Source organism: Pseudotamlana haliotis, from assembly GCF_008806375.1.
Classification (GTDB): domain Bacteria; phylum Bacteroidota; class Bacteroidia; order Flavobacteriales; family Flavobacteriaceae; genus Pseudotamlana; species Pseudotamlana haliotis.
This window is the reverse complement of record NZ_WAAT01000001.1, coordinates 41861-66256: the sequence shown is the minus strand read 5'-3', so window position 1 is coordinate 66256 and position 24396 is coordinate 41861. Positions and strand designations below refer to the sequence as shown.

Annotated in this window: 19 protein-coding genes; 12 read left to right on the top strand and 7 right to left on the bottom strand. The window is 35.4% G+C overall.

From position 1 onward, the window contains the following. Both F6U93_RS00270 and F6U93_RS00265 read right to left on the bottom strand, forming a co-directional pair. Positions 1-381, bottom strand: a complete 381-nt coding sequence (locus F6U93_RS00270; protein ID WP_150935692.1) for a RidA family protein — start codon at positions 379-381, stop codon at positions 1-3. Between the two features lie 52 nt (positions 382-433). Next, positions 434-3208, bottom strand: a complete 2775-nt coding sequence (locus F6U93_RS00265; protein WP_150935690.1) for a putative LPS assembly protein LptD — start codon at positions 3206-3208, stop codon at positions 434-436. A gap of 196 nt (positions 3209-3404) precedes the next feature. On the opposite strand from F6U93_RS00265, the gene F6U93_RS00260 reads away from it, so the two are divergent. From F6U93_RS00260 to bshA, 7 genes are all read left to right on the top strand, one after another. Continuing rightward, on the top strand, positions 3405-4535 hold the full coding sequence (locus tag F6U93_RS00260) for an N-acetylmuramoyl-L-alanine amidase family protein (RefSeq protein ID WP_150935688.1): 1131 nt from the start codon (positions 3405-3407) through the stop codon (positions 4533-4535). A gap of 51 nt (positions 4536-4586) precedes the next feature. After that, positions 4587-5522, top strand: a complete 936-nt coding sequence (locus tag F6U93_RS00255) for an MlaD family protein (RefSeq protein WP_191963424.1) — start codon at positions 4587-4589, stop codon at positions 5520-5522. 6 nt (positions 5523-5528) lie between these two features. After that, positions 5529-6836: a (Fe-S)-binding protein gene (locus F6U93_RS00250; RefSeq protein ID WP_150935684.1), complete on the top strand. Its 1308-nt coding sequence runs from the start codon at positions 5529-5531 to the stop codon at positions 6834-6836. 182 nt (positions 6837-7018) lie between these two features. Further along, positions 7019-7810 carry a (Fe-S)-binding protein gene (locus tag F6U93_RS00245; protein WP_150935681.1) on the top strand — a complete coding sequence of 264 codons (792 nt, stop codon included), beginning with the start codon at positions 7019-7021 and terminating at the stop codon, positions 7808-7810. 47 nt (positions 7811-7857) lie between these two features. After that, the gene (locus F6U93_RS00240) at positions 7858-8343 is read left to right on the top strand and encodes an ABC transporter ATPase (protein ID WP_150935679.1); all 486 of its coding nucleotides are present in this window, start codon (positions 7858-7860) and stop codon (positions 8341-8343) included. A gap of 191 nt (positions 8344-8534) precedes the next feature. Next, positions 8535-11450, top strand: coding sequence for a glycoside hydrolase family 3 N-terminal domain-containing protein (locus tag F6U93_RS00235; RefSeq protein ID WP_150935677.1), 2916 nt, complete (start codon positions 8535-8537; stop codon positions 11448-11450). Between the two features lie 51 nt (positions 11451-11501). Further along, complete coding sequence (gene bshA / locus F6U93_RS00230; protein ID WP_150935676.1) at positions 11502-12641, top strand: N-acetyl-alpha-D-glucosaminyl L-malate synthase BshA; 1140 nt, start codon at positions 11502-11504, stop codon at positions 12639-12641. Between the two features lie 33 nt (positions 12642-12674). On the opposite strand, the gene F6U93_RS00225 is transcribed toward bshA, so the two are convergent. From F6U93_RS00225 to F6U93_RS00210, 4 genes are all read right to left on the bottom strand, one after another. Then, a complete protein-coding gene (locus F6U93_RS00225; RefSeq protein ID WP_150935674.1) occupies positions 12675-13409 on the bottom strand; it encodes a DNA-binding protein in 735 nt (244 codons plus the stop codon). A gap of 174 nt (positions 13410-13583) precedes the next feature. Beyond that, positions 13584-13955 carry a VOC family protein gene (locus F6U93_RS00220; RefSeq protein ID WP_150935672.1) on the bottom strand — a complete coding sequence of 124 codons (372 nt, stop codon included), beginning with the start codon at positions 13953-13955 and terminating at the stop codon, positions 13584-13586. A gap of 112 nt (positions 13956-14067) precedes the next feature. Beyond that, on the bottom strand, positions 14068-15033 hold the full coding sequence (locus tag F6U93_RS00215; protein WP_150935670.1) for a hypothetical protein: 966 nt from the start codon (positions 15031-15033) through the stop codon (positions 14068-14070). Positions 15034-15249: 216 nt separating this feature from the next. After that, positions 15250-15699 carry an outer membrane beta-barrel protein gene (locus F6U93_RS00210; RefSeq protein ID WP_150935668.1) on the bottom strand — a complete coding sequence of 150 codons (450 nt, stop codon included), beginning with the start codon at positions 15697-15699 and terminating at the stop codon, positions 15250-15252. Between the two features lie 122 nt (positions 15700-15821). On the opposite strand from F6U93_RS00210, the gene F6U93_RS00205 reads away from it, so the two are divergent. After that, complete coding sequence (locus tag F6U93_RS00205; protein WP_150935666.1) at positions 15822-18740, top strand: FAD-binding and (Fe-S)-binding domain-containing protein; 2919 nt, start codon at positions 15822-15824, stop codon at positions 18738-18740. A gap of 2 nt (positions 18741-18742) precedes the next feature. On the opposite strand, the gene F6U93_RS00200 is transcribed toward F6U93_RS00205, so the two are convergent. Next, complete coding sequence (locus F6U93_RS00200; protein ID WP_150935769.1) at positions 18743-19588, bottom strand: UDP-2,3-diacylglucosamine diphosphatase; 846 nt, start codon at positions 19586-19588, stop codon at positions 18743-18745. 188 nt (positions 19589-19776) lie between these two features. On the opposite strand from F6U93_RS00200, the gene aroC reads away from it, so the two are divergent. The 4 genes from aroC (at position 19777) to F6U93_RS00180 (ending at position 24321) form a co-directional block, all read left to right on the top strand. Next, positions 19777-20838 (top strand): chorismate synthase, encoded by a 1062-nt coding sequence (gene aroC, locus F6U93_RS00195; protein ID WP_150935664.1) that lies wholly within the window; start codon positions 19777-19779, stop codon positions 20836-20838. Positions 20839-21546: 708 nt separating this feature from the next. Further along, a complete protein-coding gene (locus tag F6U93_RS00190) occupies positions 21547-22872 on the top strand; it encodes a dicarboxylate/amino acid:cation symporter (protein WP_150935662.1) in 1326 nt (441 codons plus the stop codon). Positions 22873-22903: 31 nt separating this feature from the next. Next, positions 22904-23725, top strand: coding sequence for a sulfurtransferase (locus tag F6U93_RS00185; RefSeq protein ID WP_150935660.1), 822 nt, complete (start codon positions 22904-22906; stop codon positions 23723-23725). A gap of 17 nt (positions 23726-23742) precedes the next feature. Then, complete coding sequence (locus tag F6U93_RS00180) at positions 23743-24321, top strand: hypothetical protein (RefSeq protein ID WP_150935658.1); 579 nt, start codon at positions 23743-23745, stop codon at positions 24319-24321. Positions 24322-24396: the final 75 nt, after the last annotated feature.

The following is a 24396-nucleotide window of genomic DNA, read 5'->3' as shown; positions in this document are numbered from 1 at the left end:
TTATTTTATAGCAATCACGCTAATTTCAACATTCACATCTTTTGGTAAACGTGCCACCTGTACGGTTTCACGAGCAGGTGCAGTTTCATCATCAAAAAAACTACCATAAACGGCATTGATTTTTTGAAAATCATCCATATTACTTATAAAAATAGAAGATTTAATCACATGTGAGAAATCCATATGTGCAGCCTTTAAAATCGCTTCAATATTTTGCATCACTTGTTGAGTTTCCGTTTTGATATCTTCTAAAATAAGATCTCCTGTCTTAGGATGAATGGCAATTTGCCCTGAAGTGTATAAAGTGTTTCCAACTAAAATCGCTTGATTGTATGGACCTATAGGAGCAGGGGCATTAGGTGTTGTAATAATGGTTTTCATATGAATATTTTTAAACCGTTAGAAAATGGATTCACATAAAATAGATTATAAATTATAAAGTGATATCCGGTTGTCTACGTTTTTCGTATTTAAGATCCTGTAAGATACTTGATTTTATACCAATAAAGAAATTCCACGATTTATAATCTCCAAAAGGCGTCCAGCTGAAATTCATACGCCAACTGAGCAAATCACGTTCAAAACGGAGTTGGGTAGGGGTAAAACCAAGGTTTTTAAAATCGTAACCAGAAGAAGCTCCAATCGTCCAATTATCGGTTAGCTGTATATCTCCAGAAAACATTAAGGAATGTGATGAGATTTCGTTTTGTCGCCGTGAGTTAGAGTAATTCACAGCATAAGCCAGCCTTAAACTCCAAGGGATTTTATGGTGATAAAACTTAGTAGGGGTTTCATCTTCTTCTTGGTTTTTATCATCACGCATTTGTTGGGTGGCAAAATCTTCAGAAACACCAAATAAATCATCATCACGACCACCACCACGTAAGTTTTCATCTAAATTTTTATCGGTTAATCCGTCTTTTGCCGCTGTTCTGCCTTTATTAGAAAGTGCCCAACTAGCCGTTAAGTTACCACTAGTTAATCGAAAGAGGCTACCACCATTATCAATATTGAATTTTTCAATTCTATTGTTATTGCTATCTAAAGCATAAGGATCTAAAGTAGCTCCAAAGTTAATACTTAATTGGTTTTTAAAAAGTTGTGTGCCACCAGTCATACGTACTGGACTCCATTTTAGTGAATCTCCTGCAACATTATATGCCGTAGAGAAATTAAGGTTGTTAAGTAAAACTACTTTTTTGGCTTCGGTAGCCGTACTGTCTTTATCTCGTACTTTAGCTTCAAAATTATTTGATAAATTTAAACTAACGGAACTAGAAAAGGTTTGGTTGGGTTGCCCAAATATACTGTTTTCAAATCTGCTGTATTCTACGTTGGCACTAGTGTTTCCGTCTGCATCAACAACCTCATAGCTGTCATAATATTGATCGAACGCAGGGTTGATATTGTAGCTAACTGAGGGCCTCATGACGTGGCGGATGGCCTTAATTTTTCGGTCTTGGCCTTCTTTTTCAAAATTAAACATACCATATACGGTGGTTCCCATACTGGTGTTAAAATTGTAGGTTCTAAACGAATCAAAACCATCTACATCTTCTTCAACTTCTTCTTCGTTTACTGAGTCGTAATATTTGTTGACCGTTTTAAAAGTCCACACCTCATTATAACTCGTTCCAGCACTTACACTAAAGTATTTAAATAATTTAAAATTTGTCGTTAATGGTATGGTGTGTTGAAAACCAGCTCTAGCATCTTCCCACATTTCTTTTTTGAAAAATAAAGAATCTGTTGTTTGAATTCTGTTTTCAGCTCTTAGGTTGTATTGTAAATTAATGTTTTGAATTAAGCCCTTTTTGCTTCCTGATTTTGAGGCAAACGGATAAATACGGCCTACACTTCCTTGAAAAGTAGGTAAGGTCATATTTATAACTTCAGTTTGTGAATTCTGTGAATGTGTAGCGGTAACACTATAGTTTACCTCAGGTTGGCCTTGAAAACTTTTCGAATAAGAAATAGAAGAAGACAAGGTGTTGTTTAAACGGTTACTCACGTTTACCTGATTATTTGATAATTGATAATATTGACTACTACCTAAGTTTACAGATGCCGAGAATCGAGAACTCGGATTGGCTTTAGAATCCTGGCTATGAGACCAACGTAAGTTATAAATGGTACTATTAGCATAATCAGGGAAACCACGCTCACTCATAATTAAGTTCTCATAACGAAAACCAAAATTACCTCTATAACGATAACGTTTGGCATAGCTACTCTCCATCCTTAAGGCATAACTTCCGTTAGTGTAATAATCACCTAATAGGGTTAAATCTATATAATCACTTATTGCAAAATAGTAACCACCATTTTGTAAAAAGTAGCCACGATCACTTTGTTCACCAAAAGTCGGAATGATAACCCCAGAGGTTTGTTTCTCACTTTGCGGAAAGAAGCCAAAAGGTAAAGCTACGGGTGTTGGTACATCATAAATAAAGATGTTCGCAAATCCAGTTACAATTTTTTTACCCGGTACAATTTTGGCTTTTCTTAATTTGATGTAATAATCAGGGTCTTCAAGATCTTGGGCCGTCGTGTATTTGGCATCTTTAACAAAATAAACCGAATCGTTTTCTTTTTTTGTGATTTCTGATATCACCGTACCCTCGCCTTGTGCCGTTTTTGTATTATAAATTAAAGCTTTTTTAGACTCCGTATTAAATAGAATCGAGTCCGGCTCAATAACATTAGAGGCCTGTGTGAAAACAGGTTTTTGTGTGTAAGTTCCTAGCGAATCGGTGATCCCTTTAGCATAAACGGTATTTTTTACATAGTCTATCGTAATATCACCCGCAACGATATTCATGTCACCATAAACAATTTTGGCTTGGTTGTATAAGTATAGTTTATGTTCTTTTTGGTTGAATTTAGAGTAGTCTTCGGCGTGATAATTAACCGTATGTTCTAAAAAGTCTTTTTTAGGTTTTATTGAATCGGTTAAAGTGGAATCTTGTTTTATTTCAGAAATTTCAGGAGAAGGAAGACTATCTGTTTGAATTTCTGCCCTATCTATAATAGTAGGTTCGATAACCTTTCGTTCAATTTTTTGTTCCTTATTAGGAATGTCTTGAGCGAAGCTAAACGTGTTGATAAACACTGTAAAACTTAGTGCAAAAAGTATTTTAAAGTTGTTTGTGCGCAACGCTTTTAAATGTATTTTTGTAACGGAATGGCTCGGTTTTTGAAAAGCCAAAATTACATATATTTTTTTGGGATTGATTAATTATCAATCAAAAATTAAAAATTAAAATAGGAGGCCATATTATTGGACAATAAATTTTAATATTTAAAGGTTAAAGCTTAATAAAAACCCTTATTAGAGAGTTTATTAAGTTTTAGATTTCAATTCATGTACTTGTTGTTTCTAAAGTGAAAACCAGATTTATCAGATGAAAACTTATAAAATATTACATTTCGTATTAATTATAATAGTATTAACATGTTCCACATTAGTGCGTGCGCATACCGAAAAACCAGATAAAAAGTTTGTTGTTGTATTGGATGCAGGACACGGAGGGCATGACCCCGGAAATACAGGAAATGGCTATAAAGAAAAAGAAATAGCCTTAAATGTTGTGTTAAGGGTAGGGAAACAATTAGAGAAAAACTCTGGTATTAAGGTGATTTACACTAGAAAGAGCGATGAATTTGTTGATTTGTTTGTTCGTGGTAAGATTGCTAATGAAGCGAATGCCGATTTATTTGTGTCAGTACACTGTAATGCCCATGGCTCTTCAGCTCATGGTACAGAAACCTTCGTATTAGGTACCCATAGAAACAATACCAATTTTGAAGTAGCCAAACGTGAGAACTCTGTAATTTTTATGGAGGAAGATTATAAGAAAAACTATGCGGGCTTTAATCCCAACTCTCCAGAATCTGTAATGAGTATTTTATTAAGTCAGGAAGAGTATCTGGATCAAAGCATCATGTTGGCAAGTCTTATTCAAAAAATGTTTACCAATAGCTTGAAAAGAAAAAACCGTGGTGTTAAGCAAGCTGGTTTTATTGTTTTACATCAAACCGTAATGCCAAGTGTTTTAGTTGAAATGGGTTTTTTAAGTTATAAAAAAGAAGGTGCTTATTTAAATTCTTCTAAAGGGCAACAGCAAATATCAGACGCTATTTATGAGGCTATTATAGAGTATAAAAAAAGTTTAGATAAAAGTGTTCACGGTTATTTACCGGTGGAAGACGTCATTGAAGAAGTGTCTGCTCAAGTAGTAACCGAAGAACGAACTGTTACAAATACATCTGGTATTGTATTTAAAGTGCAAATTGCAGCTAGTTCAAAATTTATAGAGAGTAAAGCTTATAATTTCAATGGTTTGACAGGTGTTTCTAATATAAAAACAGCAGGTTTGTATAAGTATTATTACGGCAACACCTCTAGTTACCAGGAGGTTAAAGGCTTTCAAGCCGAAGCTCAGAAAAATGGGTATCCATCTAGTTTTATTGTAGCGTTCAAAGAGGGAAATAAAATTCCACTAAGTGAAGCGTTAAAATCAATAAGTAATTAGCGCAGTTCTTCATAAATATATAGTAAATTTGTAGTTCCAAATACATTTATTTTGAAGATATCAAGAGAAGTAAAAACAGCCATACTCGTAATTTCAGGAATCATCCTTTTTATTTTTGGATTTAATTTCTTAAAAGGACAAAACCTACTAGATTCCGCAAAAACCTATTATACAGAGTTTGAAAACGTTGAAGGTTTAGTATCGTCAACCCCCGTAACCATTAGTGGTTTAAACGTAGGTAAAGTTTCAGATATTAGTTTTAAAAATGATGGGTCAGGAAAGTTAAGTATAGAACTTTTAATTGAAAATGATTTTGAGTTTTCTAAAAATAGTACAGCTGAACTTTATGATACTGGTCTTCTAGGCGGTAAAGCTGTGGCCATTATTCCTGCTTTTGATGGTGCTGAAACTGCCGAAACTGGAGACGTATTAAAAAGCCGTGTTAAAGAAGGTATGATTGATTTGGTAGGTGAAAAGTTGGAGCCTATTCAAGAACAAGCTAAAAAAATGATTACCAATATGAACGTATTAATTGGTAGTTTAAATGAGGTTTTAAACCCTGAAGCTAAAGAAAGTCTTAAAGCAAGCATTGCAGAGTTAAGTCAAACCATGACAGCTCTAAAGAAAACTTCACAATCTTTAAATCAAATTGTATCGGGTAATCAAAAACACTTAGATAACGTTTTAAGTAATGCTGATGAAATCACAACAAATTTTGCTGATGTGAGTAAATCACTTGCCGATTCTGATATTATTGGAGACCTAGAGGCAACCTTAGGAAACTTCAATTTGTTAATGATGAATTTGCAAAACGGACAAGGAAGTATGGGGAAACTTTTAAAGGATGAAACCTTATACAATAACCTTGAAGGCGCTACTGCGGAGTTAGAAGAGCTTATTAGAGACATCAAACTACACCCCAACCGCTACACTAGAATTTTATCTAAAAGAGAAATTCCTTACGAAGAAAACGAAGAATCTAACTAATTCTATATGGAGTATTTGCCAAATATCATATTCGCTATTGCACTTATTTTAGGCTTCGGGTATTTTACAAAAAATGTAAAAAAACTTGTTCGAAATATTAAATTAGGCCAAGATGTAGATGTAAGTGATAACAAATCAGAACGTTTTAAAAACATGGCGCGCATCGCCCTTGGGCAAAGTAAAATGGTGAGACGTCCCGTTTCAGGTTTTCTTCACGTTATCGTTTATTTAGGGTTTATCATTATAAATATTGAAGTTCTAGAAATTATAATCGATGGCCTTTTTGGTACGCATCGTATATTTTCTTCAATAGGACCGCTTTATGGAGTCCTTATAGGAGTTTTTGAAGTCTTAGCCGTTCTGGTTTTTGTTTCAGTAACCATCTTTTGGATACGACGAAATATTATAAAAATTAAACGTTTCTGGAAAAGTGAAATGACCAGTTGGCCAAAAAACGACGGAAACTTCATTCTGTATTTTGAAATGGTACTTATGACTTTGTTTTTAGTCATGAACGCTACCGATGTGCATTTTCAAGCCATGAATTCAGGCAATGTCATCAGTCAATTTATAGCGCCTTTGTTTAGCGGACTTCCAGAAAGTACCTTACATATAATTGAAAGAGGAGCCTGGTGGTTACATATTTTAGGCATCTTAGTGTTTTTAAATTATCTATATTTTTCAAAACACCTGCATATTTTATTAGCATTCCCAAATACCTATTATGGGAAAATAAAACCTAAAGGTCAAGTTAATAACCTTGAAGCAGTCACTAAAGAGGTGAAAATGATGATGGATCCAAATGCCGACCCTTTTGCTGCTCCTTCAGAAGGAGAAGATGAGGATGTGCCTGCTAAATTTGGAGCCAGTGACGTACAAGATCTTAACTGGGTACAATTACTAAGCGCTTACACCTGTACCGAATGTGGTAGATGTACATCAGCTTGTCCTGCAAATCTAACTGGGAAAAAGCTCTCTCCTCGTAAAATCATGATGGATACCAGAGACCGTTTAGAGGAAGTAGGTAAAAACATCGATGCCAATAATGGTGAATTTAAAGACGATGGCAAACAATTACTAGGCGATTACATTACAAATGAAGAGCTTTGGGCGTGTACCACTTGTAATGCTTGTGTTGAAGAGTGCCCAGTGAGCATTGACCCGCTGTCTATTATTTTAGAAATGCGCCGCTATTTGGTGATGGAGCAATCGGCAGCACCAACAGAACTCAATACCATGATGACCAATATTGAGAACAATGGTGCCCCTTGGCCATACAATCAAATGGACCGATTAAACTGGGTCAAGGAATAAAATAAGTATTTGGGCGTTACCAATCCCGATAGCTATCGGGAGGTCGGGCTTTACGCTATATCTTTTTTGCTTTTCATGGCAAAAAAGGATGCCGCTGCAATCCCTAACGCTGGTCACAACATAAAATCATAATCCTACCAAATATTATAAATTGTAGGTGTAAAACTTTTAAAATCAACAAGATGAGCGAATTACTCAAAGTTCCAACCATGGAAGAATACATGGCTCAAGGAAAACAACCAGAAATATTATTCTGGGTGGGTTCTGCGGGTAGTTTTGATGATAGAGCTAAAAAAATAACCAAGGCCTTTGTTAAAATACTCAACAAAGCCAACGTAGATTTTGCCGTATTAGGAACCGAAGAAAGTTGTACGGGAGATATTGCCAAACGTGCCGGGAATGAATTTTTATTTCAAATGCAAGCCGTAACCAATATTGAGATTTTAAACGCTTACGAAGTAAAAAAAATAGTAACCTGCGATCCACATTCATTTAATTGTTTAAAAAATGAATATCCAGAATTGGGCGGACAATATGAGGTGGTGCATCATACGCAGTTTATTGATGATCTTATTGCTTCCGGACGATTAAAAGTAGAAGGTGATTTGTACAATGGAAAGAAAATAACGTTTCATGATCCTTGTTATTTAGGTCGGGCCAATAGTGAATACGACGCGCCTAGAAACGTTTTAAAGCATACAAAAGCCAATATTGTAGAAATGAAACGACACAAACGTACCGCCTTATGCTGTGGTGCTGGTGGTGCACAAATGTTCAAGGAACCTGAAAAAGGAGACATGGATGTGAATGTGCTTAGAACTGAAGATGCTCTGGAAACCAAACCAAACATTATCGCTACAGGTTGCCCATATTGCAATACCATGATGACCGATGGCGTTAAAGCAAAAGAAAAGGAAAGCGAGGTAGAAGTTCTAGACGTCGCCGAACTTATAGCCAAAACACTTGGCTTATAAATTAAGAATTTTGAATAAAAAAAAGTAAACCTAATATATTATTAACGATGTTAGTAGATTTCAATACATTACCAGAAGAATCTCGAGTTTGGATTTATCAAGCCAACCGTTCGTTTTCAGAACAAGAACTTGAAGAAATTCAGGAAAAGGTAAATACTTTTATTGAGAACTGGACGGCTCATGGAAGTGATTTACATGCTGGTTATACTATCAAATATAAACGTTTCATTGTATTAGGTCTTGATCAATCCGCTGCACAGGCTACAGGTTGTTCAGTAGATAGTTCGGTTCATTTTATTCAGCAGTTAGAAAAAGACTATAATGTCGATCTCATGGATAAAATGAATGTATCCTACAAACAAGGGGAGTACGTGGCCTATAAAACCCTAACCGACTTCAGAAAAATGGCCAAAGATAAAGCCGTTTCTAAAAACACTATTGTGTTTAATAACTTAGTCGCTACCGTTGCCGAGTTTAAAGAAAATTGGGAGGTTCCTGCAAGTGATAGCTGGCACAGTCGTTTTGTGAAGTAAGTTTACAGTTAAAGGCAAACTTCAAAACGTTTGTTATACAATATTTGATGCTCCCATAGAAATTAGTGCTAGCAAATAATTGTTCACAAACTTCTTTATAAATCTATCTTAAAGTCTTTTTATCTTCTTTTTAAAAGTGGTATTTTGGCATGGTTTTTCATGACTATTAATCCCTTATAATGATCTCTTTTATGCGTCATACGTTTATATTCAGTATTTTTTGTTTAGTTACACTTTTTAGTTTTTCGCAAAACACAACAAATCCGCTATTATCTAAAGATATTGAAGCTCAACAAAAATGGGTAGATAGCGTTTATAATTCTATGACACTTGCTGAAAAAGTAGGACAGCTATACATGGTACAAGTCATGTCTAAGCAAAGTGCTGCAAGTAAGAAAAAAGTTCTAAACGATATTAATAAACACCATATTGGAGGTATTATATATTCAACCGGAGGTCCTTACCGTCAGGCAAAATTAGATAACGAATTACAAGCAGCTTCTAAATTACCCATGTTGATAGGTATGGATGCTGAGTGGGGCTTGAGTATGCGTTTAGATTCTACCTACGCTTTCCCTTGGAATATGACTTTAGGTGCCATTAAGGATAATAAATTAGTTGAGCATGCAGGAAAACATATTGGCGAACACTGCAAACGTTTGGGCGTGCATTTTAACTTTGCACCTGATGTTGATATTAATACCAACCCTAAAAATCCAATAATTGGAAACCGCTCTTTTGGTGAGGATCGTGATAATGTAACCGAAAAAGCTGAAGCCTTTATGAAAGGTATGCAAGGTGCAGGGGTCTTAGCAAGCGCTAAGCATTTTCCTGGTCATGGTGATACCTCTCAAGATTCTCATAAAACTTTACCTACTATTAATTTTAGTGAAAAACGTATCGATTCTGTAGAATTATATCCATACAAGAAGTTAATTAAGGAGGGACTGGCTAGTGTTATGGTGGCGCATTTAAGTGTACCAAGTTTAGAGCCTAGAGCAGATTACCCTTCTTCGCTTTCAAAACGTATTGTAACCGATATTTTAAAAGAGCGTTTAGACTTTAAAGGTTTAATTTTTACCGATGCTTTAACCATGAAAGGGGCTGCAAACTTTAGTGAAACAGGAGATATTGACTTAGCAGCGTTTCAAGCTGGAAATGATGTGATGCTCATGTCTGAAAATGTTGGTATAGGCGTTTCTAAAATTATGGAAGCTTATAATAGAGGTGATATTACTGAAGCGCGTTTAGCCTTGTCGGTAAAGAAAATTCTTCAAGCGAAATATAAAGTCGGTTTAAATAATTATAAACCTATTGAGTTAAAAAACTTAGCAAAAGACCTCAATCGTTTGGAGGACGATATGCTTTATGAGGAGTTAATGGAAAATGCCATTACCATCGTGAAGAATGATGCAAACCAATTACCGCTTCAAGATCTTGAAACAAAATCTATTGCCTATGTAGAATTAGGAGATGATTCGGGGTCTGTGTTTTTTGATGAGCTCAAAAAATACACTAAAGTACATGCCATTACTGCAGATAATATTGGTGATTTATTAGGGAAACTACAGGCTTATAATACTGTCGTCATAGGTTTTCATAGATCAAATGATAATCCATGGAAATCTTACCAGTTTAGCGAAGTAGAATCTATTTGGATTGATGAAATAGCAAAAAGACACACGGTTATTTTGGATGCTTTTGTTAAGCCTTATGCGCTGGCTGATTTAAAAAGCATTACCAATATTGAAAGTATTGTAGTGAGCTATCAGAACAGTGAAATTGCACAACAAAAGTCTGCTCAATTGATTTTTGGAGCATTAGCTTCAAAAGGAAAGCTTCCTGTAAGTATTGGTAATTATTTCCCAGTAGGTCTAGGTTTTTTAACGCCAAATATTAAAAGATTAGGCTATACCATTCCAGAACGTGTTGGGGTAGATTCTAAAAAATTGAAGAAAATCGATGCGGTTGCCGAGTATGCCGTAAAAAAAAAAATGACCCCGGGAATTCAAATTCTAGTCGCTAGAAAAGGAAAGGTTATTTACAATAAAAACTTCGGAAAACATACTTATTTAGGAAAAGAACAAGTGGGTTTTGATGATATTTATGATGTAGCCTCACTTACCAAAATTTTAGCCACCTTACCCTTAGTGATGGAATTGGAAGAAGAAGGCCTAATTACTTTAGATACCAAACTTTCTGAGGTTTTACCAGATTATAAAACATCAAATAAAAAAGATGTCACTTTTAAAAGTATGCTTTCTCATTACGCACGCCTAAAACCATGGGAGCCTTTTTACTATCATACTTTAGATGAAACCAAACACCCAAGTGAAAAATATTATAGAAAAGTTAAGAGCGATAGTTTTAGTGTAGAGGTGGCCAGAAATCTTTTTATGCGTACTGATTATCAGGATTCTATCCCCGATATTATCCGTGATTCAGAACTGTTAAATAGATTGAGATACCGATATAGTGACTTTCCTTATTATATTTTAAAGAAATATATTGAAGGTTATTACGACAGAACACTTGAGCAATTAACAAAGACACATTTTTATGAGCCAATTGGGGCTAATTATACCATGTATAATCCATACCATAGCATAAGTAGTAAGAAAATTGTGCCGACTGAAATAGATGATTATTATCGATACCAAACGGTGCATGGTTATGTGCATGATATGGGTGCAGCCATGCAAAACGGCATAGGGGGTCATGCTGGTATTTTCAGCAATGCTAATGATGTTGCCAAAATGATGCAAATGTATTTGCAAAAGGGATATTATGGTAAAAAGAGGTTCTTTAAAGAAGAAACCTTTGACAAGTTTAATAAACGTTATTATGAAAGTAAAGACAATAGACGTGGAATAGGTTTTGATAAACCACAATTATCTGGTAGCGGACCAACTTGTGGATGTGTTTCTGCGAGTAGCTTTGGTCATTCTGGATTTACAGGTACTTATGCTTGGGCAGACCCAGAGGAAGAAATCGTTTATGTATTTTTAGCGAATAGAACGTATCCGAAATCTGATTCTAATTTATTGTTAAGAGCTAATATTAGAACAGATATACAACAGTTAATTTACGAAGCCATCGAAGATTAATACAAAAAAACTTAGGCACTATGATTGTTATAGGGGCTTAGAATTGAAAAGATGAGAATAGGTATAGTGTGTTACCCAACATTTGGGGGAAGTGGTGGAGTAGCTACAGAATTAGGTTTGGAGTTGTCTAAACGCGGACATGATATTCATTTTATTACGTATAATCAACCGGTGCGTTTAGATTTATTAAGTAATAATGTGCATTACCACGAGGTGAATGTCCCTGAATACCCTTTATTTCACTATCAACCTTATGAATTGGCGCTGTCTAGTAAGTTAGTAGATATGGTGAAACTTCATAACATTGAAATTTTACACGTACATTACGCTATTCCGCATGCTTATGCAGCCTATATGGCTAAGAAAATGCTTCAAGAAGCTGGTATCAATATGCCTATTGTAACAACACTGCATGGTACTGATATTACACTTGTTGGTAGCCATCCTTTTTATAAACCAGCAGTAACCTTTAGTATTAATAAGTCAGATGCCGTTACAGCAGTTTCACAAAGCTTAAAAGACGATACATTACGTTTGTTTGATGTCAAAAATGATATTCATGTGGTGCCTAATTTTATTGATTTAGAAAAGTATAAAGTTCACGGTATGCCTGACTGTCAGCGTGGGATGATGGCTAAAGCTGATGAAAAAATCATTACGCACATAAGTAACCTAAGGCCTGTAAAACGCGTACAGGATGTCATAAGTGTGTTTTATAATATTCAGAAGGAAATGCCGGCGCGACTCATGTTTATCGGGGAAGGCCCAGAAAAGGAAAGCATCGAGCAACAATGTCGTGATTTAGGAATTTCTGATAAGGTCGTGTTTTTTGGTAAAAGTAACGAGATTGATAAAATTCTATGTTATAGTGATTTATTCTTATTGCCATCACAAACCGAAAGTTTTGGGTTAGCCGCATTAGAAGCTATGGCTTCAGGAGTGCCTGTGATTTCAAGTAATTCAGGTGGTATTCCTGAAGTCAATATTCACGGAAAATCTGGTTTGTTAAGTGATGTTGGTGATGTGGCCGATATGACCAAGAACGCTATCTATATTTTGAAAGATGAAAAGCGCTTGAAAACCTTTAAAGAAAATGCTAGAAAGGAGTCTCTAAAATTTGATTTGCATACTATTGTACCTAAGTATGAGGCGATTTACCAAGATACTTTAGCAAATTTTTTAGTGCTGTAGGCTTAATTTAAAGCTTTATTAAAGGGTTTTGACTTACAACTTAACAGCTTTTTCTACGAGTACATCATAAAGATAACCGGCTCCAAAGTCTTTATTCAAAATAACAGTTCCTTTAATTGTGGCAACTTCACCTATTTTGAATTCATCATTAGTGGTAATTGTTATATCATATTGACCGTTTCCTATTGAGCCGTCTTGTAAATGCACAAAATTAACTTGCATGATGCCGTTGTTTACTTTGACAACCTCACCTTTAATGATTACTTCCTTGTTTGCGTAAGCTTGAGGGGTTTCGAAAAGTTCTGCTATTCGGATGCCGTTAGCAGCTTTTTCAACGGAATCTACACTTGGAGCCCCTGTTTGAGCCTTCTTTTTTTGATTTCCTTTAACGCCATTTTTATCCTTATGAATTCCTTCAGCAAAGATGACATTTTCAAAAGTGCGGTTTAAAGTTTTGCTTTCGAAGTTCTTCATGACCATGCCGCCGTTGTAATAGTAAGTAGCACCTATTTCTATGTCTCTATCAGGTATAGACATCCAGTATTCTTTTTCATCTTCAACAACTTTAAGGTAAATATATCCACCAGTTGCTATTTTTTCTGTGACAACAATTTTATGCGCGTCATTAGAAGTAGATGCTTCATTTTTAGGTGTTTCACTGCTCTCTTCATAAGTGATTTGCTCTTGGGTATGGGGTGTTTTTTCTGAATCTTTACAGCTTGCTAAAAGGCATATTGTTGTTAAAGAAAGTGCAATAAAATTTTTCATTTGGAGCAGATTTGATTTCGGGTAAATTTAATCAAATCATTTTAGCTACCTGCTGAACAAAATACTTTTTATAGTCTTTTTAGATTGAAGTATTTAAAAGAAAACAAGTTGAGACTGAACTCAGGTTTTGTATCCAGAGTTTTATGTGCGGTGTATCTCAACTACTAGTTCGACTTAAACATGCTGATCAATTAAAATAGTATTACCATCAGGATCTGTTAGAACAATGCTCGCAGGTCCAGTTATGGTAGCGTCAGCTTCACTGTTTAAAGCGATGTCATGCTTCTTTAAATGCTCCTGAATGGTTCTTACATCATCAAAATCTTCTATAGTATTTGCGTTTTCATCCCAACCAGGGTTAAAGGTTAAGATATTGTTCTCAAACATACCTTGGAACAAGCCTATTAAGGCATTGCCGTTCTTCATTATGAGGTAATTCATTTCTAAACCACCAGCAAATACAGAAAATCCAAGATTTTTATAAAAGGCCTGAGATGTTTTGAGGTCTTTTACGTTTAAACTTACAGAGAAAGCACCTAGTTTCATGGTAATTAAGTTTTTATGAGTACTAAAGGTAGTTATTTTATAAATAATTAAAGCATAAAAAAAGAGTCAGTTGATTGACGCTTCTTTATGAATAGGTATTAGGAGGTTTTTATTAGTAATCAGTAACGTTAGTCACTTCAAAGTTTTTACCTGCCTCACCGTTTACTAATTTGTAGCTTACTTGACGTGTTCCGTTTGAAACTGGGAAGCGTTGTCCTAAAGTAGTTTCTACTAAAGTAAATTCATCTTGTCCTTTATAACCTTCATTAATTTTAGCATTTTCGCTTACAGCTGGAAAATATATTGGAATGATCGAATTCTTTTTAAGTGTTGAAAAAGCAAGCACATTACCATGGCCATTAGACTCTGTAAAAACAATAACTTCTGGAGAACCGTCAGTATCTAAATCTTCAACCTGAGCATCTACAACATTACCTTTAAAAGTCACAACTTGTGGGTTACCATGGTTTTCTTTTAAACCGAAAGCATTAACTGTTAATTCGGTTTGACCGTTTTTATCTACTGCAGAGATGTTAAAACCGACATCTTGTATCATTAATACTTTTGAATATAAGGTTTTATCGATTTGAGAAGCATCAAGTGCTTCATTTAATTTTGAATAATCTCCCGCAAAGGTTGCACCACCAGAACAATAGAAAAATAAAGCAGCTTCATCAGCTGGGTTTTCTGTAGCGATGTTTAAATGACCTTCTTTAAAAGTGAAAAGTACCATTTTACCACTAACATTAGCGGCATAAGTGGCATCATCACGTTTGTCTGCTTTGGTATCGAAAGTACAAGTAGGTTTTTTCTTGTCAGCTCTAGATCTTACTTTAACACTAATCGAATTATCATTAAGCTGGTTAACGATAACGCCAACCCAATCATAACCCTCACTACGTTGGCTATAGTCATCTGTAACGTAATTTCCAGAAACATCAATGGTGTTTATTTCTGTAGCTTCTGTTGGAGCCACTTCGCTAGTTGCTTCTGGTGCAGTACCGCTAGTTTTGCCTTCTTTACAGCTGGAAAAAGTAATAACAGCTAATGCTAGGATTAAAAATTTGTTTGCATTCATGATTTTATGTTTAATGACTGATTAATATTTTAGTTAAATATATGGAAAATTTGAATGTCAGGCTATATACCAAATATCATAGGACATCGTACGAAGGAAAGTTTAAGCAAAACAATCTGATAGTTTACTTGATTTTAGGCGTTAGTAAAACAAGTGGCAAAAAAAAACTGCCTAAAATCATATTTTAGGCAGTTTACTATTATTTTGTGTGTTGTATTATAATTTCATGGTCACTCCAATAGAAGGTATAGCACCAATGGTACTACCGCCACTTATTTCGGCGTACACACCCCATTTTTCATTCCAGAACCAACGGCCTCCAACTTGTAAGCCAACATCAAAGCTGCTGTCGTGATGATCGTTATCATAATCATCGTTATGACCATTATAGATTGCATAACCAGCATTAGCACCACCATAAACGTCCCACGCATCATCAGTGATACCAAATAGATTATCGAAATAGTAATTTGCTTTTACACCTAGATTAATCCAATCTAAATCTAAATCAGTGGCTACAGCAGGTGCAATGGTGATGTCTTTATGAATAGGTATTTCATAATTCACCCCAATTAAGCCAAAGTTTAACTCTTTTCGTGCTTGTCCAAATACAGTTGAGGCGCTTAGTATAAGGGTGAAAACTAATAATAATGTAAATTTTTTCATAAGTTCTTAAGTTTAATTAATAGTTTAAATATACTTAAATTTAGTATATTCCGCAATCGCTAAAGGAATTTTATTGCCACAATAAATGAGAAGAATACATTTTCAGCCTACTATTATTATATATGAATATGACATTGAGTACCTTAAAATCGGAATTATCTGGAGAACTCTTTTATGATGATTTAATGAAAGCCATTTATGCTACTGATGCTTCGGTGTATAGGAAGTTGCCAATGGCGGTCGCGTATCCAAAAAACACCAATGACATTAAAAAACTCATTGCTTTTGCGAAGGAAACAAAGTGTACCTTAATTCCTAGAACGGCAGGAACATCCTTGGCCGGACAATGTGTTGGTGACGGGATTGTAGTTGATGTGTCCAAACACTTTACAAAAATTATTAGTGTTAATGAAGGAGATCGAACGGTAACCGTGGAACCAGGTGTGGTTAGAGACGAGTTAAACTTGTTTTTAAAACCTTATGGATTGTTTTTTTCTCCTGATACTTCAACATCAAATCGCTGTATGATTGGTGGTATGGTAGGAAATAATTCCTCAGGAACAACCTCGATTCAATACGGTGTAACTCGTGATAAAGTTTTAGAGTTAAAAACTATTTTAAGTGATGGAGCAGATGCTGTTTTTGGAGCGTTGACTCCCACTCAATTTAAAGAAAAACAAGCACTAAATACTTTAGAAGGTACAATTTATAAGTCTATTTGTAATGAATTATCAGATAAAGCGGTTCAAGAGCAGATTCACGATAACTTCCCTAAACCAGAAATACACCGAAGAAACACAGGCTATGCCATAGACCTGTTAATCGATTCTGAAGTTTTTGAAGGGGCTCAGAAGCCATTTAATTTTTGTAAGTTGTTGTCAGGAAGTGAAGGCACCCTAGCGTTTACAACCGAAATCACTTTAAAATTAGATGTTTTACCACCAAGTGAACGCATTATGGTGGCAGCACATTTTAAATCCATTGAAGATTCCTTAACAGCCGTAACCACATGTATGCAACACCATTTGTACATGTGCGAAATGATGGATAAAACCATATTAGATTGTACTAAAAACAATTTGAAGCAGCAGGAAAACAGACAATTTATAGTCGATGACCCTGAAGCCATATTAATGTGTGAGCTTAAAGCTGAAAATCGAGAAGCAGTTTTAGAAGCGGCCAATCGATTAATGGATGATTTGACTAAGGAAGGTTTAAGTTATGCTAATGTCATTCTTTTTGACGAAGACATCGATAAAGCCATCGAATTAAGAAAAGCAGGCTTAGGCTTATTAGGAAATATTATCGGAGATACTAAATCTGCCGCCTGTATTGAAGATACTGCGGTGACTTTACCTGATTTTGCCAATTATATTAATGATTTCACAGCCATTATGGATGGTTATAACCAAAAAGCCATTTATTATGCCCATGCGGGAGCAGGGGAGCTGCATTTACGACCAGTTTTAAACCTAAAAGTGAGTGAAGATGTCAAGTTATTTCGAAAAATAACTACTGATGTGGCGCATTTAGTAAAAAAATATGGCGGCTCGATGTCTGGAGAACATGGTGATGGCATTGTGCGCGCCGAGTTTATACCTTTAATAATAGGTGAAGAAAATTATGAGATTGTAAAACGTATAAAAACGGTTTTTGATCCTGAGAATATTTTCAATCAAGGTAAAATTGTAAATGCCTTTCCTATGGATGAAGCTTTGCGCTATGAAGCTGACCGAAAAGAACCAGAGATTGAAACGCTTTTAGATTTTTCACATTCAGAGGGTATTTTACGTCAAGCGGAAAAATGTAATGGTAGTGGCGATTGTAGAAAATCTCCAGAAATGGGCGGTACTATGTGTCCGAGTTACCGAGCCACAAGGAATGAAAAAGACAGCACCCGTGCACGTGCCAATGCTTTACGTGAATTTTTAACGAACACCGAAACCGGTAAAAACCCTTTTAATCATGAAGAGTTAAAAGAGGTCCTCGATTTATGTTTGAGTTGTAAAGGCTGTTTAAATGAGTGTCCGAGTACGGTAGATATTTCAGTAATGAAAGCCGAATTTTTATATCAATATCAAAAGGAAAACGGCACAGATTTACGTACCAAACTATTTGCTTACAATAATAAAGTAAACCAACTCGCTTCCAAGTTTCCAGGGCTAACCAATTTCTTTTTTGAAAATAAAATAACTTCCGGAGTAATAAAAAAGACCTTAGGTATCGCCAATGGTCGAAGCATGCCTTTATTATCAGCTAAAAGTTTAAATCAGCATATTGATAGTTTAAAAGTAGAAACATCATCAAAAAAATATATTAAAACAGTCTATTTATTTGTTGATGAGTTTACCAATTTTTTAGAATCTTCCATTGGAATTGATGCTATTGAATTGTTGGAGACTTTAAATTACAAAGTTGAATTCATAAAACATGATGAATCTGGTCGCGCTTTTATTTCAAAAGGATTTTTAGATCAAGCAAAAGTATGTGCAAATAATAATGTGAATGCTTTTAAGGATTATATTTCAGAAGAAACCCCTCTGTTAGGCATTGAGCCTTCAGCAATTTATACTTTTAAAGATGAATATTTAATGCTCGCCGATGATGTGGAATCTGCGAAAAGTATTGCCAAAAACACCTATATCATTGAAGATTTTCTACATTCAGAACTTGAAAAAGGCAATATTTCAGTAAAACAATTCCAAACAAATACTCAAGTTATCAAAATTCACAGTCATTGTTATCAAAAGGCATTAAGTAATCAAATGTCAACCTTCACTTTGTTAAACCTGCCGCTTAATTATAAAGCGACCATTATTCCAAGTGGTTGTTGTGGTATGGCGGGTAGTTTTGGCTTTGAGAAAGAACATTATGAGTTGAGCATGCAAGTAGGTGAGCAAACTTTGTTGCCAGCTGTTCGAAAAGCTTCAGCAGGTATTATTATCGCAGCAAATGGTACCAGTTGCAGGCATCAAATTAAGGATGGCGCCCAACGTGAGGCTAAGCATCCAATAACCATATTAAAAGAAGCATTAATTTAAAGCTAGAATTTCAGCTTTTCATCCTGACCAACAATAGTTATGGCGGCGATTAAATCTTTCATTTCCATTTCGGCAAAATCATCATGTACAATAAAGGGAGCTAATTTGTCTTTGTTGAAATTGTAAATTTTCCAACGCTTAAATTGATACTCTAAAGCCGTAAAATTCTCTACCCAGTCACCAGAATTCAAATAGGTGGTTTTACCTTGTTTGTTTTCTATGTAAGACATTTTTGGTTGATGGACATGTCCGCAAATCACATAGTCATAGCCGTTTTCTATGGCAATTTCAGAAATCACCTTTTCGTAATCATTTATGTATTTTAAAGCACCTTTTACACCATTTTTAACCCTTTTAGATAAAGAATAACGCTCTTTGCCACGTTTTTCTAAATACCAATTAACCATGCGGTTAAGTAGGGTAAGTAAATCATAACCATAGCCACCAAGTTTAGCGAGCCACTTGGCATTTTGAATGGAAATATCAAACACATCGCCATGAAAAAACCATGCTTTTTTACCATCAAGCTCTAAAACCAATTTATCGACTATCGAAACGTTTCCAATCGTGGTATTGCTAAATTTCCTGAGCATTTCATCATGGTTTCCCGTGATATACACGACTTCAACGCCGTTGGCGGCCATAGACATGATTTTTTTTATGACTTTTAAGTGGGCTTTTGGGAAATAACGTTTGCTAAATTGCCAAATATCAATAATATCGCCATTAAGAATGAGTTTTTTGGGCGCGATACTATTTAAATAGGTGAGTAAGTGCTTAGCATGGCAACCATAAGTGCCTAAATGAACATCGGAAATCACTGCAATTTCTATTTTTCGTTTAATAATCAATGGCTTTAGTTTTTGATTACATAAATTACCAACTTTAGTATGATTTGAATATTATCTCATAATTATCTAATTATGAGAATATTGTTAAGCTATTGTTAAGCCGAAATGCTAATAATTACCTAGTATGGTGTTTTTTAGTTTTCGTATTTCTAAGAATAGATTTACTTTAGCAAAAAATATTTATTATGGCTGGTAATTCCTTCGGAAAACTATTTAATTTAACAACTTACGGTGAATCTCACGGACCTGCTTTAGGAGGTGTTATTGACGGCTGTCCTGCTGGAATCGAATTAGATTTAGAAGCAATACAAAATGAATTAGATAGGCGTAAACCAGGGCAATCGGCCATTGTAACGCAACGAAAAGAGCCGGATACCGTAAAATTCCATTCAGGGATTTTTGAAGGGGTAACTACAGGAACCTCAATTGGCTTCGTTATTGAAAATACCAACCAAAAATCTCACGATTATTCACATATTAAGGACAGTTACCGTCCAAGTCACGCCGATTATACCTACGATAAAAAATACGGGGTACGTGATTACCGTGGTGGCGGACGCAGTTCTGCACGTGAAACCGCATGTCGTGTGGTTGCTGGAGCCATTGCCAAGCAAATGCTTAAGGGCATTGAGTTTACGGCCTATGTTTCTGGTGTTGGTGCTATGAAATTAGACAAGCCTTACAACGAGTTAGACCTTACAAAAGTAGAATCTAATATTGTACGTTGTCCAGATCAAGATATGGCTACCAAAATGGAAGGTTATATTAAAGAAGTGCGCGGAAAAGGAGATACCGTTGGTGGTATTGTAAGCTGCGTGATAAAAAATGTACCTGCTGGTCTTGGAGAGCCTGTTTTCGATAAATTACATGCCGAACTAGGTAAAGCCATGCTTTCAATCAACGCCGTAAAAGGTTTTGAGTACGGCAGTGGTTTTGAAGGAAGCACCATGTATGGAAGCGATCATAACGATAAATTCAATAACGATGGTTCTACAAAAACGAACTTTTCAGGTGGCATTCAAGGAGGTATAAGTAACGGTATGGATATTTATTTCAGTGTAGCCTTCAAACCGGTTGCCACACTTATTCAGAAATACGAAACTATAGACAAAGAAGGAAACACTGTTGAAATGCAAGGTAAAGGACGTCATGACCCTTGTGTAGTACCACGCGCCGTGCCTATCGTTGAAGCTATGGCAGCCTTAGTGATAGCAGATTTCTTTTTGGTTAATAAAATGTATCATTAGAAGCTATTTCCCGCTTTACACTATATCTTTTTTGTGCTGATTTTGTTTAGTACCAGGTCTTATGTGTCTGCTAATATCTAAAATCAGTACTTCATTGTAGTTTCGGAATAGACACAAAAAAGGATGCCATTTCAATCGGGGCTAGGCATGTTTGTGAATTTTGAGCCTTAAGCCACGTTTTTGCTATCGTGCTGTTTGATATCATTAAATTCTACGTGCTTTTTAAGCTGTTCTTCTTCAATATCATAATCATCTTGAAGTCCGAGTAATTACTGCTTCTCAACTGCGAAGAAGACCGTAGGGAACATCAATTTCACCGGTGCTCGATTTCTTTGACGTAACCAAACGGTTTTGAAATAAATGTTCAGATTTATTATATAGAATACAGGTTCTCGACTACGCTCGAACACCATAAGCAAAGAACTTCAGCAACGGTGTTCGAGCGGAGTCGAGAACATATGAATGTTAGAATACGGCTGTATAAGAAGGTTGTTACATCGACTTAAAATTTTCTTTAAAAGTGAAAACCTTTTATTTCTACTTCTATTACATTTTCCAGATTATCGTACCTACACCTAAAGATAGAATATTTCGTTCTTCTTTCAATTTAAAATCAACAGCAGTCAAATTCGCAAATTTATTAGGTTTGGAATTCAAAAATTTTTAAAAATACTTATCTTCGGGCTTGAAAACCCACCAAAATATTACATGAAAAAATTAGCACTGCACTGGAAGATAATTATCGGAATGGTTTTAGGAGTCATTTTTGGCTTCATTATGAATTCAATTGATGGCGGAAAAGGATTTGTCTCCGATTGGATTGCGCCTTTTGGGACGATATTTATTAACCTTCTTAAACTTATTGCGGTACCTTTAATTTTGGCTTCTTTGATTAAAGGAATTTCAGATTTAAAAGACATTTCAAAAATAAAATCCATGGGATTAAGAACCATTGGGATTTATATAGGAACTACTGTAGTTGCTATTATTATTGGTTTAAGCATTGTTAATGTCGTAAAACCAGGGGATGGTATGCCTCAAGATACCATTGAAAAAATCAAATTGAAATACGAAAATGATGCAGGTGTAACCGATAAGCTCATGAAAGCTAATGCGCAAAAAGATGCAGGACCTTTACAGGCTTTAGTGGATATTTTTCCAAGTAATATTTTTAAGTCGTTCGCCGAGGCTTCTATGCTTCAAATCATATTTTTTGCACTATTTGTTGGGATCTGTTTGTTGCTAATTGGTGAAAAGAAAGCCAAACCATTGGTAGATTTCTTTGATTCATTGAACGATGTTGTGATGAAAATGGTAGATTTAATCATGCTTTTTGCGCCTTATGCTGTTTTTGCACTTCTAGCAAACGTTATCATTGCTTTTGACGATGTTGAAATACTCATTAAACTGTTGTTTTACGCGTTTTGTGTGATAGGCGGATTGTTATTAATGATTTGTTTTTACTTATTACTAATAGGTGTTTATGTGAAAAAATCTCCAATGTGGTTTTTAAAACAAATAAGTCCGGCGCAATTATTGGCCTTTTCAACCAGTAGTAGTGCGGCAACTTTACCTGTAACTATGGAACGTGTTGAAGAACATTTGGGTGTAGATAAAGAAGTTTCGGGTTTTGTATTGCCTGTTGGAGCAACAGTAAATATGGACGGAACAAGTCTGTATCAAGGGATAGCTGCCGTTTTTATCATGCAAGTAATCTGGCCAGAAGGCTTAACCTTTTCAAATCAATTGGTCATTATAGCTACAGCTTTATTAGCGTCTATAGGAAGTGCTGCTGTGCCAAGTGCTGGTTTGGTGATGCTTGTAATTGTATTGGAATCCATTGGGTTTCCTGCGGAATTATTGCCAATAGGTATAGCTTTAATTTTCGCTGTAGATAGACCTCTAGATATGCTAAGAACCGTTGTAAATGTCACTGGTGATGCCACTGTCTCTATGATAGTAGCGAAGTCTTTAGGGAAATTACATGACCCGAAACCTGAGGAATGGGATGATAATTATGAGGCTGTGAAATAGTTAGCAGTGAAAAATTAAAAGTATTAAGTGTATGTCTGCTAAAATAAATATAGAAGAACCGGTAGTTTCAGTGTCATGGTTACATGAGCATTTAGAGGCTTCAAATCTAGTGATTTTAGATGGTACTATTGCGAAAGTATTCGACGCCGATTCAGAACAAATTCCTAAGGCACGTTTTTTCGATATCAAGCAAAAGTTTAGCAATGTAGCCGATCCTTTTCCGAGTGCGTTTCCTTCTGAAGCTCAATTTCAAGAAGAAGCCCGCCAATTGGGTATTAATAATGACTCAGCTATTGTGGTTTATGATGATAAAGGTATTTATTCAAGCGCTCGTGTTTGGTGGTTGTTTAACGCTTTTGGTTATGAAAATATAGCCGTTTTAAACGGAGGTTTTCCTGAGTGGAAAAAGTCTAGTTATGCTACTGAAAAGCATCAGGCTTACCAAGGAGCACAAGGTGATTTTGTGGCAAGACTTCAGCCTAACTTTATGCAGTTTTTTCCAGATGTTAAAAATGCTTCAGAAACAAAGTCGCATAACATTATTGATGCACGTTCTTCTGGGAGATTCAATTGTGAAGTGCCCGAGCCCCGAGAAGGTTTACGCATGGGAACTATTCCTAATTCGGTAAATTTACCTTTTACAGATTTATTAGTAGACGGAAAACTAAAGGGGAAAGAAGCACTTAAAAAAGCATTTGAAGGTCTTGCTAAACCAGAAGATCCTATTATTTTTTCTTGTGGATCAGGTATTACTGCTTGTGTATTGGCTTTAGGAGCTACCATTGCGGGATACCATAATATTAAGGTGTACGATGGTTCTTGGACCGAGTGGGGGAGTTTGGTTAATGTATAATAAGCTGTTTTTTATCAATGAATAAAATTTTTTATAAAAGTCTTATTTTATTATTTCTTTTGCTTTCTTCAAATTTTATTTTTGGTCAAGATATTACTTCGGAGGATTTTCAAATACATACTAATCAGAAATACACCTATAGTCAGGTAGATCTTTCTTTACCGCTCCAAGTAAATATCTATAGAGATGATTATTTGGAAAATGAGAGCTATGAAAACAGTGATAGCTGGTTTATTCCTGATGGAGTAGAGGCTATTTTAGGTTATGGTTTACATTATAAAGAATGGATTGGACTAACTGCCAATACTGGTGTTTCTACAATTTTATCTCGGAAGCTAGTTACTGTTCCCGTTTTTGCCAATTTGAGACTAATGCCTATTAATAAGGGTACTTTTAATATGGGGATTGATGCTGGGCTAGGTAAATCTTTTGCTTTGGGCCGCGGACGTTTATCAGGTACTTTTCAGCGTTACAAATTATTTGTAGGTAATGATACTTTAAACGTTTTTATAGTTCTTCAAACACATGGATACTTTGTGTATGATAATGAAGCAGGAAGTCTAAATATTGGAATTTCTATTTTAGATGTTTTGTAAGTCTTCGTTTTGACATATTAATAACTATTATCCAAAAACTTACTTTTTAACTCAGGCGTGGGAATCATGCAAGCC

Excerpts from the sequence above, each read along its gene's own strand:
- F6U93_RS00205 (WP_150935666.1), top strand. The coding sequence starts at position 15,822 with ATGAATATGACATTGAGTACCTTAAAATCGGAATTATCTGGAGAACTC.
- F6U93_RS00245 (WP_150935681.1), top strand. The coding sequence starts at position 7,019 with ATGAGCGAATTACTCAAAGTTCCAACCATGGAAGAATACATGGCTCAA.
- F6U93_RS00225 (WP_150935674.1), bottom strand. The coding sequence starts at position 13,409 with ATGAAAAATTTTATTGCACTTTCTTTAACAACAATATGCCTTTTAGCA.
- F6U93_RS00185 (WP_150935660.1), top strand. The coding sequence starts at position 22,904 with ATGTCTGCTAAAATAAATATAGAAGAACCGGTAGTTTCAGTGTCATGG.
- F6U93_RS00180 (WP_150935658.1), top strand. The coding sequence starts at position 23,743 with ATGAATAAAATTTTTTATAAAAGTCTTATTTTATTATTTCTTTTGCTT.
- F6U93_RS00215 (WP_150935670.1), bottom strand. The coding sequence starts at position 15,033 with ATGAATGCAAACAAATTTTTAATCCTAGCATTAGCTGTTATTACTTTT.
- F6U93_RS00190 (WP_150935662.1), top strand. The coding sequence starts at position 21,547 with ATGAAAAAATTAGCACTGCACTGGAAGATAATTATCGGAATGGTTTTA.
- F6U93_RS00235 (WP_150935677.1), top strand. The coding sequence starts at position 8,535 with ATGCGTCATACGTTTATATTCAGTATTTTTTGTTTAGTTACACTTTTT.
- aroC (WP_150935664.1), top strand. The coding sequence starts at position 19,777 with ATGGCTGGTAATTCCTTCGGAAAACTATTTAATTTAACAACTTACGGT.
- F6U93_RS00210 (WP_150935668.1), bottom strand. The coding sequence starts at position 15,699 with ATGAAAAAATTTACATTATTATTAGTTTTCACCCTTATACTAAGCGCC.
- bshA (WP_150935676.1), top strand. The coding sequence starts at position 11,502 with ATGAGAATAGGTATAGTGTGTTACCCAACATTTGGGGGAAGTGGTGGA.
- F6U93_RS00270 (WP_150935692.1), bottom strand. The coding sequence starts at position 381 with ATGAAAACCATTATTACAACACCTAATGCCCCTGCTCCTATAGGTCCA.
- F6U93_RS00260 (WP_150935688.1), top strand. The coding sequence starts at position 3,405 with ATGAAAACTTATAAAATATTACATTTCGTATTAATTATAATAGTATTA.
- F6U93_RS00250 (WP_150935684.1), top strand. The coding sequence starts at position 5,529 with ATGGAGTATTTGCCAAATATCATATTCGCTATTGCACTTATTTTAGGC.
- F6U93_RS00220 (WP_150935672.1), bottom strand. The coding sequence starts at position 13,955 with ATGAAACTAGGTGCTTTCTCTGTAAGTTTAAACGTAAAAGACCTCAAA.
- F6U93_RS00240 (WP_150935679.1), top strand. The coding sequence starts at position 7,858 with ATGTTAGTAGATTTCAATACATTACCAGAAGAATCTCGAGTTTGGATT.